The organism is Coralliovum pocilloporae (genome assembly GCF_030845175.1).
Taxonomy (GTDB): Bacteria; Pseudomonadota; Alphaproteobacteria; order Rhizobiales; family Cohaesibacteraceae; genus Coralliovum; species Coralliovum pocilloporae.
In genome coordinates this window covers 3804069-3818352 of sequence record NZ_CP132542.1, presented here as the reverse complement: position 1 = coordinate 3818352, position 14284 = coordinate 3804069, and the positions used below count along the sequence as shown (strand labels likewise).

Genomic DNA, 14284 nt, shown 5'->3' with positions numbered 1-14284 from the left:
ATACTTCCGCACATGTGAATCACGGGTCATCTGTGGCCCAGGGGGGAATCCGGTGAGTACATATCGGTTCGGGGCGGATCTGGCTGTCACCGCCACAATGCCCAGTCTCAACATTCGTGGTCGCGCGCCGATCAAGGTGGGTGTGCTGGCGCCTTTTACGGGCATTCAGTCATCCTGGGGTCTGCCGGGCATCCATGCCTCGCTTCTGTGGGCGGATTACGTCAATGCAGCCGGCGGCCTGCGCGTCGGCAACGAAAACCACCCGGTGGAAATCGCCTCCTTTGATGACCAGTATGACCCGGCCCGGGCGCTTATCGGCGCGCGCAAGCTGGTGCATGAGGACGAGGTCAAGCTGATGGTCATGCTGGGCGGCGACACGGTGCCCGCCATCAGCGATTTCCTGACCCGGGAGAAGGTGCTGGCCACAACGCTGTTGCCCAGCGACCTGAGCCCCGACATTCCCTATCTGATCGCCCCGTGTGAGGTGCACCCGATCTATGTGGTGACCGGGGTCGACTGGATTGCCGAGAACCGGCCCGACTGCAGGAAGGTCGCTATCTGCGCCCAGAAAGACGCGCTCGGCCTGCCGTCTGTTGCTACCTACCGTGCCGCGTTTGAGGCCGCCGGAATGGATGTGACGCGGGAAATTCTCTTCCCCGGCGATCTGAATGATGTGGATGCCATGGTGGCTGTCATGCTGGAGGACGAGCCGGATATCCTCTGCTGGGACACCACCTATGAGCCCTTTGTTCACGCTCTGACAGAAGCCGCCTTCAGAGCCGGGTTCAAGGGACAACTGCTCTCCTGCACCTGTGACAATTACCATTCACTGATCGCCAAGACCTCGACGGAGTTCATGGAAGGCTTCATCTTCCAGTTCCCCGATTTCGATGACGAAGCCCTCAACGACCCGCGCATCCGGTTTGACCGGCCCAATGATTTCTACAAGGAATTCAACCTGCGCTATCCGGGCGAATGGAGCGCGGTACCCTGGGAATATTTCTCCATTCTTGAAATCTGGCGCAAGGCGGTGGAACTGGCCCAGACCACAGACCCCTTTGCGGTGCTCACCGGCATGAAGACAGAGGGTTTCTCCTTCAACGCTTTCGGCGATGCCCGCTGGTGGGGCAAAGAGCTGTTCGGCATCGACAACGCGCTGGTGGGCTCATGGCCGGTGGTACGCATAACCGATGGCAAGGCCAGGATTGTGGAATACCGCTCCATCCTCGACTGGTGGGAGAAACACGGCGACCTTCTGCTCCAGCACATGCGCGCCTATGGTCAGATGTGGGACCAGCAGATAGAGAACCGTCTCCACGGCCAGCCGGTGGAGTAACAGCAAACAACAACCGGTTTCTGCAGAAGTGGATGAGCGGGTCAAGGCCGACCCGGCTCAACAGACTTTAAGCACTTGTTAGCTTTGTTATAGAATCCGCAAAGTCGAGGCCTGTCAGTTTTACCAAATGACAATGACTCCTGACTATTTTCTATCTTTAATTACAAAGGGATAGCAAATAAACATCAAGAGTTGTATATCATGTTGGGGCAGTTACTTAAATCGAATATTCTCGAACCGACGCTGGTTTTCGTCCTCGCGATTGTCATCTGGATGATCGGAGCCGAATATGAAGCGTTCGAGATGCTTGTGGACTTTATGGAAGAGCATGAAAGCTGGGATCTCGACGAGCTTTTCCTTGCGGTTATCATGCTGGGCATCGCCGGTTTCTTCAATGCCTATCGCTACCATTTCAGGCAGCGCAAGGAGATGGAACGACGCTTGCAGGCCGAGAGCGATCTCGACTGGCTCTCGCGGCATGACAACCTGACCGGCCTGCCGAACCGTCATTATCTCAAACAGTTCATTGAGCGCACCGACTACGGCTCAATGGAGGACAGCAACAAGAAATACGGGCTGATTTCCGTTGATCTGGATGGCTTCAAGAAAGCCAATGACCTGCTGGGTCATGCCGGTGGCGACAGGCTGTTGAAAGAGGTGGCCGAACGGATTACCTCAAACAAGGCGGTGAAAATGGCCTTCCGTCTGGGTGGAGATGAATTCCTGGCCATTGTCAGCCTCACCCAGGCCACCAAATTCGATGACATCGCCAAGCAACTGCACGCGGATATATCCCAGCCTATCCTCATAGACGGCATCACCAACCACATCGGTGCCAGCATCGGCCTGGCTCGATATCCAGAGGACGGCGACACGCTGAAAGACGTCATCCACAATTCCGACCTTGCCATGTACAGCGCCAAAAGGTCGGGCAAGAACACGATTGCCTTCTTTGAAACGCCCATGCTGGCCTTGAGCATCGAGCGCTCCAGGCTGGAGCAGGACCTGCTGGCGGCCATGGCCAATGACGAGATCAGACCCCATTATCAGCCGCTGATCGACCTCAAGACCGGCAAACTGCGCGGCTTTGAGGCTCTGGCACGCTGGAACCGCGACGGGCACGGTTTTGTTCCGCCGGAGAAGTTCATCTCGGTTGCCGAGGACATCGGCGTTATTACCGAACTGTCTGACAAACTGCTGCTGCAGGCCTGTCGCGACGCCAAGACCTGGCCGGACGATCTGACCCTGTCGTTCAACCTCTCGCCGGTTCAGCTCTCCGACCGTCTGGTCGGCCTGCGGGTCATCTCCATCCTTGGCGAGGCGGAATTCCCTCCACACCGCCTGGAAGTGGAAATCACCGAGTCCTCACTGGTACAGGACATGGATACCGCAAGCTTTATCCTCAAGGCCCTGCACAATGCGGGCGTGCGCATCGCACTTGACGATTTCGGCACCGGTTACTCCAATCTGTCACAACTGTCTCAGCTCAACTTTGATCGCATCAAAATCGACCGGTCCTTCATCAACAATTTTGAGACGGACGAGAAGCAGATGCGGATCGTCAAGACCATCCTGTCCCTGGGTGAAGGGCTCGGCCTGCACACCACCGCCGAGGGCATTGAGGAGATGGAGCAGCTGTCCATACTGAAAGATCTGGGCTGCCAGTACGGCCAGGGCTACCATCTCGGCAAACCGGTCGATGCCGAGGAGACCACCCGGTTCATCAACAACCATCTGGGCCGTGGCGAAAGCCCGTTGCGCGTGATCAGATAACACTGCGCCCATCCGGAGCATCCAGCGTGCTTCTGAAAAGCTGAGTGGCTTTTCAGGTAAAAGCCCCGCGATCTGCACCAGATCGCGGGGTTTATGCGTTTCCGGCCTGGCGTTCTGCATGGCAAAACCCTCTCTGAAGTTGTGTCAAACCGCCGTCACACTTCATTTCTAAACTACAAACTGATATTCTACAGATCCTGGCAATGTCCGGGACAATCGGGGAGGGGGACCGCGATGAATGATCCGTTTCAGATGCAAAGAGAACTGCGCTATGGCGCGCCGGTCTGCGATCAGATTCTGACTGGTCGCCATTTCACCATTGGATATTCCTGGTATTTCAGGCAGGCAAAGTGGGTTCTGGAGATTATCAACCCGCTCGAAAGACTTCTGGACCGGGAGTTTGCCGACGGTGAACGGCAAGACAATTTTCGGGCAGACCAGCGGATCCCATGGCGTTTCAGGGCAAGTCTGGGGGCCTATAAGGGTAGCGGATATGATCGCGGCCATCTGGTTGCCAGTGCCGATCAGCGCGAAACAGAGCTGCAGAACAGCGAAACATTCCTGCTGTCAAACATGTCGCCCCAGAAGCCCGGGCTTAATCGAAAGATCTGGCGTCATCTGGAAGAGGCCATCAGGGATCTGGACGCTCAGGACGACATTATGGAAACCTATGTCCTGACGGCTCCGGTCTTTGATTTCGGCAAGGTCATCGAAACAATCGGGGACCGGGAAAGCAAACACGGAATAGATATCCCCATACCCCATGGCTTTGTGAAGAGCGTTTTCGCCGAGCACAAAAATGGCGGCTTCAAGCTCTGGACCTTCAAGATCGACAATGAAGAGGGGCAGGACGACGATCTCGGCAGCTATCTGATCAAGACCTATGATGCCGAACAATATGTCGGTGGCCGGTTCTGGGACCGGGTTGCGGGCGGAGATCTGCACGATCAGAAAAAAACCAAAGGCCGGATGTGGACCTCTGTAACCAAAGGCCCGTTCACCCAATCTTCCCTGATGCGCATGAAAGAAACAGACGTCGTAAAGATCGCCAACAAAATGGGCCTCAACGCCTCAGTCGCTGACAACAAAGCCGACACGATCGCCAAAATACTGGCCCGGCAGGATACCTGACGGGTGAGAGGCCGGCTGTCGGCAGAGCTCCCTTGGTTGATAACCTCTGTTAGAGATAGGCCAAGGTGAGCGTGTCAGATCATGAAAGAGCCGATTAAATAGACGCAAAATAAGCGTCATTTACAATTAAATATCTCTTGGAGACTCTTGATGGACATGCCAAGTTTTGAAACACCCTCGTCTAAAACAAAAAAAATCGGACTGACTGCAAGCATATTATCTTTAATCATTGGGTTGATTTTTCTTTATTTACTTGTCGAGCTAGGATTACTCGAAAAAATCGGCGACGGAGCATTTATTGCGTTGATGTTCCTTCCATTAATCATTTACGCATTAGTTGCGTATTCTGAAAGAATTTCAGAAGTATCTGCGGGCGGGATAGCGGTAAAATTCACACAATTTGCACATTCTGAAGTGGCCACTCGCCCCACATCATCAGACGCGGAAGCTGATATACATACCATAAATATAATCGAGAAGAGCAGCCATGAAGCACTTCGTATGCGTCGCGATACACTCTCCCCTGGAGACAAGGTTGCGATCACCATTCATCTCGGCCGCGGAAATTATTATTCTGAAGGAGGGATACACCACTATTTAAATATTCTGCTTGCTCAAGATGCAGACATGCCTGTGATTTTTGTAGATTCCGACGGCCTGTTCATCGCCTCTACTATGGGCGTGAAACTTCGTGACGCGCTCAGCGACGCGCAGGGCAGAGAACAACAACGGAGATTCATCAAGGCGATTGAAAAGGGGATGCCCAAGGGTATCCGGATGCTGCAAGAGTTAGTCGCAATTACGACTACTTCCGTTGAACCAAAAACCACCAATTCTGAAGCTCTTAGAGCAATGCTTTCTGAAGATGTGCCGGTGCTCATTTCCGTGGATACAACAGGAAAGCCGACAGGGGTGGTACGACGAGACGCGATTATGGCTCAAATGCTAGTATCCCTCGCATCGGAGTAAGCTCCGACACAAATCACAATATTTGCTATATGACACTTTCGCGAGGCTGCATCCCCCAAACCGTCAAAGGCAATGGATACCCTGAAAATTGCCGTCCCAGTAGGTTAGCGGTTTTTGGTCAGACCAGTCTGTCCGTTCCACCTTGCCAATCATGATCCGGTGGGACCCGAAACTGACGGTCTCGATGTGCAGGCATGAGAAGACTGCAGCGGCCTCGCGCAGAATGGGGAGGCCGGCCTGTGGGTCTGTGTCCCACAGATCGGCGGAGAACGAGCGCCTGTCTGCATAGTCAGGCACACCGGCAAAAGCCAGGGCGAGGTCCTTGTGCTGTTGCGCGGCATAGTTCACGCAGTAAACGCCGTGTTCTTCTATCATCCCGAGAATGCGACTGGCCTTGTTGAGGCAGATCAGGACGGAGGGCGGAGCGGCAGACAGCGAGCACACGGCGCTGACTGTTGCACCATGAGAGCCGTGCTCACCGCTGGTCGTCACAATTGAGACCGGCGTTGGTGCCTTCCGCATGGCAGAAATGAAATCACTCGGGTCCAGCATGTTGATCATCCTCCTGTCCAGATGAGTTCTGGCGGAGAGAGAGCGTTGACCACAAGATGGAATTGCTTAGACTTTGCCCAACGATTGATTATGCAGAGCAGGCTATGAGACGCGCCCTTCAGACAAAACTGGATCAACTTGGACCCAACGCCCTGTCAAAGCTGGAACCCGTGGGCTTTGACAGCAACCGGATGCGACGCACGCTGCCACCCCTGCAGACGCTGATCGCGTTTGAAGCTGCCGCACGCCTGCAGAGCTTCACCATGGCTGCAGCGGAGCTGAACCTGACACAGCCCGCGGTCAGTCAACAGGTCAAACTGCTGGAGCAAAGACTGGGGGTGGACCTCTTTCGGCGCAAGAACAACCAGATCGTCCCGACAGAGCAGGGAGAGCGGTTTCTGGAGGCTGTCACAAACGCCCTGAATGAACTGGGGGAAACTGTTCAGGAACTGGGCCCGGGGTCCGGCCGATCAACCCTGACCGTCAGCCTTCTGCCATCCTTTGCATCCACATGGTTTGCAACACGGTGCGGATCATTTCTAAGCAGAAATCCGGCCATTGACCTGGTCACTCTGTCAACCGTCGCCAGAACGGATTTCGGGCAGGAAGACGCAGATGTGGCCATCCGCTGGGGAACCGGTGGCGCAAGAGGTGTCTATGAGGAACGCCTGTTTGGCGAGCACCATCTGCTGGTCGCCTCAGCCGGGCTTTCCCCTGCGCTGGACGGCCTGTCGGATATCGACGATCTGAAAGGCTTTCCCTTTCTGCACGATACAAATTTCAGCGAGTGGCGCACTGTTATCGAAGTCAATGGCGGCAACCCGGACGACTTCGAACATGGTGGATATTTCGGCGATTCAAGTGCGACCCAGACAGCCATAGCAGCAGGGCAGGGGATTGGCGTTGTCCGCAACATCATTGCCGAGCCTCTGCTGAAAAGCGGCCAGCTGATCGCTCTGCCGTTTCAATCAGTACCAGGGCCATTCTCCTACTTCTTCCTGTGCCCTGAACGACGCATAGAACAGCCCCGCGTGCAGGCGTTCCTCACCTGGTTACGGGATGAAGCCCGGTCTGCATAAGAATTCCTTTTCCAGTGCTTTAGAATTGACCGTTTGTCGACAGCTCTCATCTCGGGAACAGTGCTCCCTGAAAGATTAAGTGATGGCAATGTGGAGGCCGGTGGCATGGAATTTTCGCTGTTCAACCTGATGACCAAACCCGTGGACGGATCCAGCCATGCGGATGTGTTCAACCAGATGCGCGCGATGACCCGCATGGTTGATGACGCCGGGTTTGATCTTGCCTGGTTCGCAGAACACCACCTGTCAAACTACTGCATTTCTCCGTCACCGTTGATGACGGCAGCCCATATGGCGGGCCAGACCAAGCGGATAAAGGTCGGTCCGGCCGTTGTTGTGATGCCATTCTACGAGCCCCTGCGCCTGGTCGAGGATATCTGTCTCACCGATCAGCTGACCGAGGGCCGTCTGGTGCTCGGTCTCGGCACCGGATATCAGCCCCGCGAATTCAAGAAGTTCGGGTTTGAAATCAATGATCGCCTGATGCGCGGGCTGGAAATCTGGGACTGTATTGAACAGGGCGTCTATAGCGGCGTGATCGATTATCAGGGTGATCACATCAACATCCATGATGCCGCCCTTTCCATCGCACCGGTTCAGGAACGCATTCGCACCTTCGCTGTGGGCAATGCGCCTGAAATGCGCCAGAAGATGATTGATTACGGTGCAGAGACGCTGACAACGCCAGCCATCGGGCCGAATTCCATCGTTGAAACAGCCCGGCGTCTTTACCGGGAAACACGGGTAGAAAACGGGCTGTCGGGTGATGACTTCCCGTTTGCTGTGCAGCGTTACGTCTATATCGCCAAAGACAAGGCTGATGCCCGCGCGGCGGCAGAACAGGTTCTGATTCATGCCCGGATGGCCTTCAACATGCGCCGACCTGAACCGCTGATGGATGGAGCGGATCTGAAGATCGTGCCCTTCGACAATGAACCCGATCTCGATCTGGTCATGGAGCGCGCCATTATCGGTGATGTTGAAGAGGTCACCCGCCGTATCGTTGCTGAAGCGCGCGAGTTCGGCATCACGCATCTCAGCGTCTTCATGCAGATTGCCTCAATCCCGTTCGCCAACACACTCCGCTCGCTGGAGCTGTTCTGCGACCAGGTCATGCCAGCGGTCAATGCGGCCCTCGAAAGCGATAAAACCGCGATCGCATCATGAATGCGGCGGCCTTTTCACTCACCGGCAAGGCCATCCTGATTACCGGAGCGGCGCGCGGGCTGGGTGCAGCCATGGCAGAGCTCTGCGGAGAACTGGGCGCGCAACTCTGGCTGCAGGATGTGAATGCCGAAGCCGTAGCAGACACTGCGGAAGCTTTGAGAGGCAAAGGCATTGATGCCCGCGCCTCTGCCTTTGACCTGACCGATTTCGACAGAGGCCGGGCCTGGGTGGAGGACGTCAGCCGGCAGGCAGGTGGCATCTGGGGGCTGATCAACAATGCAGGCATTACCAATCACGGGCATGTTCTGGATCAGACCGTCGAGGATTATCGCTCTATCTATGAGCTGCATCTGTTGGCACCTTTCGTTCTGGCGCAGGCAGCAGGCCGTATCATGCTGACCAATCCAGGGCCGCAGCGGGGGCGCATCGTGTCTGTGTCGTCTATTGCGGCCAGCCATCCGCGCCCCGGCATCGGGAACTATGCGTCCTCCAAGGCGGCCCTGTCGGGGTTGACCCGCTCGCTGGCTGCGGATTTCGGCGCAAAGGGCATTTGCGCCAATGCTGTTGCACCGGGTTATGTGCTGACTGCAATGAACCGGAAAATTCTCGATGATCAGGAGTTTGTCCGGCGCATCGAGAACCGCACGCCTGCCGCACGGTGGGCTGAGCCAGGGGAGATTGCAGCCCCCGTCGCCTTTCTGATGTCTGAAGCATCGTCTTACATCAACGGCCAGGTGCTGGCGGTTGATGGGGGCATGAGTGCTTTTCTGCAATCCAATGAGGAATAAATCATGACGCGTCTTGCAGGAAAACTGGCAGGAAAAATCGCTCTGGTTACCGGTGCCGGGTCTATGACCAGCAGTATGGGGAATGGCGGCATGGGGAACGGCAAGGCCACAGCTATTCGGCTGGCCCGGGACGGCGCCGCAATATGCGCGCTTGACCTCAATCTGGAGGCAGCGGAGGAAACCTGCACCCTGATCCGTGCAGAAGGCGGGACGGCACATGCTGTGGCCGCTGATGTGACGCGTGAGGACGAGGTCATCGCAGCAATTGCAAAATGTCTCGAGACCTTTGGTCGGATCGACATCCTGCAGAACAATGTTGGCATTCTGCGCACAGGCGGCGCCATGGACAGCACGGTGGAAGACTGGGATCTGATGGTCCATGTGAACATGAAGGCGGTTTTCCTGCCCACCAAGCATGCTCTGCCGCATTTTGTGGAGCGCGGTGCCGGTGTCATCACCAACATTTCGTCAATCGCCGGGCTTCGGTATCTCGGCACACCCTATATCGGATACAACGCCACCAAAGGGTCGATCATCTCCTTCACACGGAACCTGGCTGCAGAGGTTGCCCCGCACGGAATCCGGGCCAATGCCATTCTGCCGGGGTTTGTCGACACACCGATGGCGCGTGAGGTCACCATACAAAAATCAGATACTCCGGACGCCATAGACTGGGATGCACTGGACCAGCAGCGCGCGGCGCGTATTCCTCTGGGCCGGGTGGGAACGCCCTGGGATGTGGCCAATGCCGCCGCGTTCCTCGCGAGCGATGACGCGTCCTACATCACCGGAACCGAAATCACCGTTGATGGAGGGGTGTCATGTCGCGTTTGAGGTCTGGCCGAACAGCGCGCGTGCGTACGCGCCAGGCCGCAAAACCAAGACTGGCCCCGGTTCGTCGGAACCTCAATCCGATCAGGGTTCTGGATGAGGAAGGCTTGCAGCGCATCCACGACGCCTCAATGGCCATTCTGGAAGAGGTGGGCATTGAATTCCGCGACCCTCAGGCGCTGAGCGAATGGCGCGCAGCGGGGGCGGATATACAGGGCGAGCGCGTGCGCATTGACCGCCATCTGCTGATGGATCTGGTCAGGAAAGCGCCATCCGAGTTCCGGGTCCAGGGCCGGGGTGCTGAAACGGGCTTTACCATGGGCGGCAATACCAGCGTGTTCTGCACGATGAAGGGCGCACCATTCACCCGTGATCTGGATGGCATAAGGCGATCCACAACAGAACAGGACGTGATCAATTTCGCACGCCTGACCCAGGCTTGCCGCAGTTTTCATATGGCAGGCGGGTTCACCTGTGAGCCGATGGATATCCCCGTTCCCCACCGCCATCTGATCATGATGCAACATCATATGACAGAAACAGAGCTGCCGCTGTTTGGCATTGGCACATCAAAGGAACGGGCAGAAGATTGCGTTGCCATGGCACGGATTGTGGCCGGTGACGTTATGGACGATGCTACTGCAATCTGGATGCATGCCTCGGGCAATTCGCCTCTGGTCTGGGATCAGGCCATGCTGGATGGAGCCCGCGTCTTTGCCGATGCCGGGCAGGCTGTCCTGTGCTCGCCTTTCGTGCTTGCTGCGGCCAACACACCGGCCGACGTTGCAGCCACGCTGGCGCAGGTCAATGCTGAGGCCCTGGCCGCAATCGCCTATCTCCAGCTCTATCGTCCCGGAACCCCGGTGGTCTATGGACAATATACGGTGTCGATTTCGATGCAGTCCGGGGCGCCTATGGCCGGTACGCCTGAAGTTGCGCTGATTACCTCTGCCGTTGGTCAGCTGGCGCGTCTCTATGGTTTGCCATGGCGGACATCCGCCAATCACGCCTCATCGAAAGCCTTTGATGCCCAGTCCGGCTATGAAGGGGCAACCACCCTGATGACCGCGATGAATGCCGGGGCCAATCTGATGCTGCACGCCGGAGGCTGGGACGAGGGCGGCCTGACGATCTGCTACGCGAAATTCATCGCCGATGATGAGCAGAACCAGATGATGGCCCGCTATGCAGGCGGAATCTCCCTCGACCGCTTCGACGAGGCGCTCAAGGCAGTCAGACGGATCGGCCCGGCAGGCCACTATCTGGGCGACGAATTTACGCTGGCCCATTTCCGGGACGCGTTTGCCATGCCGGACATCATGGATTTCTCCAGCTACGAACAATGGAACGCCGCAGGCGCCAACGACATGGCCACCCGCTGCCGCAAGAAAGCCCAAACCCTGCTGGAAGAGTTCACAGTTCCTGACATGGACCCCAGCACAAGAGAAGAGCTGGATGCGTTTGTTATGCGCCGCAAGCGGGAGATTGGGCTGGGTTAGGGGCAAAGGCATGAGCAACGTCCTCTGAGATGAGGGTGTTGCGGTGACAGTTTACGAGTTGCGCCTCACATTTCAGATGGTGCATTTTACTGGCTATTGTGGCTTGATCGCAGCTACACACTATTTGGCAGGATGATGCCATAAGAGAGACCGAATTACGTAAACTGTCACCGTAATTTCTAAACTGTCACCGTAATTTACCCTGAAATAATCGGACTGGACGAGGTGAGACGTGAAACTCAGGAAATTCTTTTGCTCTTTTCTAATGATTGGATTGACGACAAGCCTGCCGAGCTACGCTTTTCAAAAATTTTCAGAATATCGCATTCCACTGTCTCAAATAGAGAAGGTTTCTATTGGAGAGACCGAAGTTGAAGACCCGATTCCACTTCAGATCTTCATCAAGGGAAACAAAGAGCCATTGGTGATTGCGAGTGATGGTTACGCGGATGAATGCATGAAAACCATAGAAAGTGGCCTGGGCGGAGATTTTGAAGGACTGGGCGACGAAATTATTCAAATCACAGTCCACGAGACAGCGCACACGCTGAATGGAGAAATCATCACAGAATGCGCCAGAATAGCGCGTTAGAGTACATTCACGAAAAAGGTGTACAGTTTTCGGATAAGAAAACGCTTGGAAACAAAGAGATAGAGCATTTGAGGTGAACCCGTTTTCGCACAAAATGCTCTATCTATTGTGGCTTGATCACGGCTATCCATTACTTGGCAAGATGATGCTATGTGAGAGGCAGGATTCAGTAAACTGTTGCCGTGATTCCGTAATTCAAAGACCATATATATCGAATTGATGAACGGGTTTATAGGAAGTTGGAACTGGACAGGTTGTCGAGATATGGGTTTCAGGGCTCAAAACGTTTCCTTGGAGTCTATCCGAGAGATTCGACTCCCAGTTCTAAAATGGTGAAAGCGATCCAACGGCTTTCTGGTAGAAAATACACCTAACCAGCTTGGAAAAAATGAGTTTCTTCATTTTTTACGGCTTCGTAGTGGTCTCGTTCGTGACAAGCCTGCGGCACGGATGGTCGCCTCATTACGGACCCATGCGTCATTCACCAAATCTTGCCACTGGATAACTTCAATAGTTGAACCCTTAAAATCGTTGTCTAAGCTCCGAATTCGACCTTCACCGTTTGCTGTGGTTGTCCAACCACCAAGTTGCTCCTCAAGGTCGCCAACAATGTCCGCTATAACATAAACGTAAAACAGGCAGTCGTTTGCAATTCGGACCTTTTGACGATTGAAAGCTTCGATCTGACCACCCTTTAACTGCCGGAGGTATTTTGTAATCTGTTGCTCAATTTGGTCCTCTACCTTACCGTATTGGCGCCTACCTGGTCGCTTGAACTCTACAATCATGACTTTCCTCAGCGGTTCAGACACATCAACTTCAGCGTCTACAACATTGGGGTCGACTACACCCAAGCCATGAGCAAGGTTCCACACGAACAAATCTGGACGTACATCGCTTTCAGAGTTTTCCAACGTTTGAGCAAGTCTTTGGTCTGATGAGAATGACCGTGTAAACGCCAGTCTTTCGTCAACAATCCAAAGATCATGCGCTGTAGACTCAACCTGCGAGGGGTCCGCTCCATTGATACGCATCGGGACTATGAATGAATGCAATGTACTCTCGAGGTGATAATCCTCTTCTTTATCACCTCGTGCCCGAATGCGTGTGATAAGCTTCTCAAGTAATTCGAGAACCAATTTGCGGCGTACCACATGCTGAGCCAGCGCCAGTCTTTCCGAATCTTGCAGTTCACGAGTCGCCGAAGTAAGCGTATCTGCAAAACTCTCAGAGATATCATTATCCTGCTCCAACAGGCTAATCACTCTTTCTAAATCGTTTTGCCTTTTTTCATCTCGCCTGATCTGATATTTTACGAGTCCTGTGGCAAACTCCTCAGGAGAGCGAGCTGCGAATGGAACCCGATCCAACTGCGTATCATCATCGGCAAACCCGTAAATTGGGTAGCGCTGAACAAAATCTTGATAGTCTTTCTTCCGAGCCTTTTCGAACTCTTTTATCTGCTCGGAAATGAAACTCTCCTTCACAAAGTCTGCACAGAAACGGCAAAGCTCCCGAAGCTTTGACTCCTTTAAATTAAAAGCGGTGCGCCCCTCATTGACGTGCTGATCAAGGTAAGGACCGGAAACACAACCATGGAAAACAAGGTCTTCGTTATCTTCGCGGCTGACTCTGAGCACTCCGAGAAGCTTGTCAATCTTCCTAGGCTCGACGGTTCTACCGTGCGCTAAAAGATGCAACTGATGAGTGCCATCCAGACCTGTACTAGCTTCAGGCTTACAAGTATAGCCAGTAATACTTAAGGAGCCAAACTCTTCGTGCTCTAACGTATCTCCCTTGTATGCCTCACCCACGACCAGGTCTGACACAGCTTGTGGGTATTTAGACAATTCGCCGTCGAGGTCGACAATAACTTCTGCGCCGTTCCCAACCAAAAAATCAGAAATAAAGTGTGCACTGAAATAGCGTAAGAAAGTGTCCCTTCTCTTGGGAAACTGCTTTCTATAACTCTCGGCACGCAAGCCAGAGAAAATTACGACAGTACCAAGACCAGATGGTGCCTCGCCAAGGTCACCTGGCGATGTATCTTCGATTTGTTCTTCGTTAGAAAGTTTGAACTGAAAGGCTCGTGTCTGTGGGCCCGATTCACCCATGAAACGACTCAATACGGTTGTGTTCGAAAATGCATCTAACCAGTAGAGGCGTCCGACACCTTTACCACCTTTTTCGCTTTTGAAATCTGTATCTACTTCGCAAAATGCTTCAAAGCGGTCGTCATCCAGACCTATTCCGTCATCACTGACAGTGATCTGGATTTTGTCCATGCTTGAGAGTTCACGAACCGTCACTCGAACTTGTCCGCGATGCGTGGCTTCCGTCTCAGTCCTATCATCAATGGCAAAGAATGCGTTGCTCACAGCCTCAAAAAGGGGGAGCAAACCTTGAGCCGATGTTGACGGCTTCGGGAGTTTTCGGACACGATTTTCAATATTCGGGGAAAGCGTCGTCAAATCAGAATCTCACAAACGTTATAGTTGCAGACGCTACAATAAGGCTGCCAAATAAGCAACGTGCTTGTAATAGCTAATATTTGCTCAAGAGAAAGA

At 54.2% G+C, this 14284-nt stretch carries 12 protein-coding genes; 10 read left to right on the top strand and 2 right to left on the bottom strand.

Translation table 11 applies throughout. The features are described 5' to 3' along the window. Nucleotides 1–52: 52 nt before the first annotated feature. The 4 genes from RA157_RS17235 to RA157_RS17220 all read left to right on the top strand — a co-directional run bounded on the left by RA157_RS17235 (nucleotide 53) and on the right by RA157_RS17220 (nucleotide 5209). Nucleotides 53–1336, top strand: coding sequence for an ABC transporter substrate-binding protein (locus RA157_RS17235; RefSeq protein ID WP_350334350.1), 1284 nt, complete (start codon nucleotides 53–55; stop codon nucleotides 1334–1336). A 201-nt stretch (nucleotides 1337–1537) separates the two neighbouring features. Then, nucleotides 1538–3109 carry a putative bifunctional diguanylate cyclase/phosphodiesterase gene (locus RA157_RS17230; RefSeq protein WP_350334349.1) on the top strand — a complete coding sequence of 524 codons (1572 nt, stop codon included), beginning with the start codon at nucleotides 1538–1540 and terminating at the stop codon, nucleotides 3107–3109. 234 nt (nucleotides 3110–3343) lie between these two features. Next, nucleotides 3344–4240, top strand: a complete 897-nt coding sequence (locus RA157_RS17225) for a DNA/RNA non-specific endonuclease (protein ID WP_350334348.1) — start codon at nucleotides 3344–3346, stop codon at nucleotides 4238–4240. A gap of 150 nt (nucleotides 4241–4390) precedes the next feature. Beyond that, nucleotides 4391–5209: a hypothetical protein gene (locus tag RA157_RS17220; RefSeq protein WP_350334347.1), complete on the top strand. Its 819-nt coding sequence runs from the start codon at nucleotides 4391–4393 to the stop codon at nucleotides 5207–5209. A gap of 63 nt (nucleotides 5210–5272) precedes the next feature. Here RA157_RS17220 and RA157_RS17215 read toward each other — a convergent pair whose 3' ends face one another. Next, nucleotides 5273–5770, bottom strand: a complete 498-nt coding sequence (locus tag RA157_RS17215; RefSeq protein WP_350334346.1) for a flavin reductase family protein — start codon at nucleotides 5768–5770, stop codon at nucleotides 5273–5275. Nucleotides 5771–5865: 95 nt separating this feature from the next. Here RA157_RS17215 and RA157_RS17210 point away from each other — a divergent pair, with 95 nt between their 5' ends. The 6 genes from RA157_RS17210 to RA157_RS17185 all read left to right on the top strand — a co-directional run bounded on the left by RA157_RS17210 (nucleotide 5866) and on the right by RA157_RS17185 (nucleotide 11717). Beyond that, on the top strand, nucleotides 5866–6840 hold the full coding sequence (locus RA157_RS17210; protein ID WP_350334345.1) for a LysR substrate-binding domain-containing protein: 975 nt from the start codon (nucleotides 5866–5868) through the stop codon (nucleotides 6838–6840). A gap of 105 nt (nucleotides 6841–6945) precedes the next feature. After that, a complete protein-coding gene (locus RA157_RS17205) occupies nucleotides 6946–8007 on the top strand; it encodes an LLM class flavin-dependent oxidoreductase (RefSeq protein WP_350334344.1) in 1062 nt (353 codons plus the stop codon). Next, nucleotides 8004–8795: an SDR family NAD(P)-dependent oxidoreductase gene (locus RA157_RS17200; protein ID WP_350334343.1), complete on the top strand. Its 792-nt coding sequence runs from the start codon at nucleotides 8004–8006 to the stop codon at nucleotides 8793–8795. The genes RA157_RS17205 and RA157_RS17200 overlap by 4 nt, the downstream gene beginning before the upstream one ends. 3 nt (nucleotides 8796–8798) lie before the next feature. Next, a complete protein-coding gene (locus tag RA157_RS17195) occupies nucleotides 8799–9629 on the top strand; it encodes an SDR family NAD(P)-dependent oxidoreductase (protein ID WP_350334342.1) in 831 nt (276 codons plus the stop codon). Further along, nucleotides 9617–11125 carry a trimethylamine methyltransferase family protein gene (locus RA157_RS17190; RefSeq protein WP_350334341.1) on the top strand — a complete coding sequence of 503 codons (1509 nt, stop codon included), beginning with the start codon at nucleotides 9617–9619 and terminating at the stop codon, nucleotides 11123–11125. Before RA157_RS17195 ends, RA157_RS17190 begins: the two co-directional genes overlap by 13 nt. Before the next feature lie 232 nt (nucleotides 11126–11357). Continuing rightward, a complete protein-coding gene (locus RA157_RS17185; RefSeq protein WP_350334340.1) occupies nucleotides 11358–11717 on the top strand; it encodes a hypothetical protein in 360 nt (119 codons plus the stop codon). A gap of 398 nt (nucleotides 11718–12115) precedes the next feature. Here the strand turns inward: RA157_RS17185 and RA157_RS17180 are convergent, their stop codons facing one another. Next, entirely contained in the window at nucleotides 12116–14188 is a 2073-nt protein-coding gene (locus RA157_RS17180; RefSeq protein ID WP_350334339.1) for an ATP-binding protein, read from the bottom strand. Nucleotides 14189–14284 lie beyond the last annotated feature (96 nt).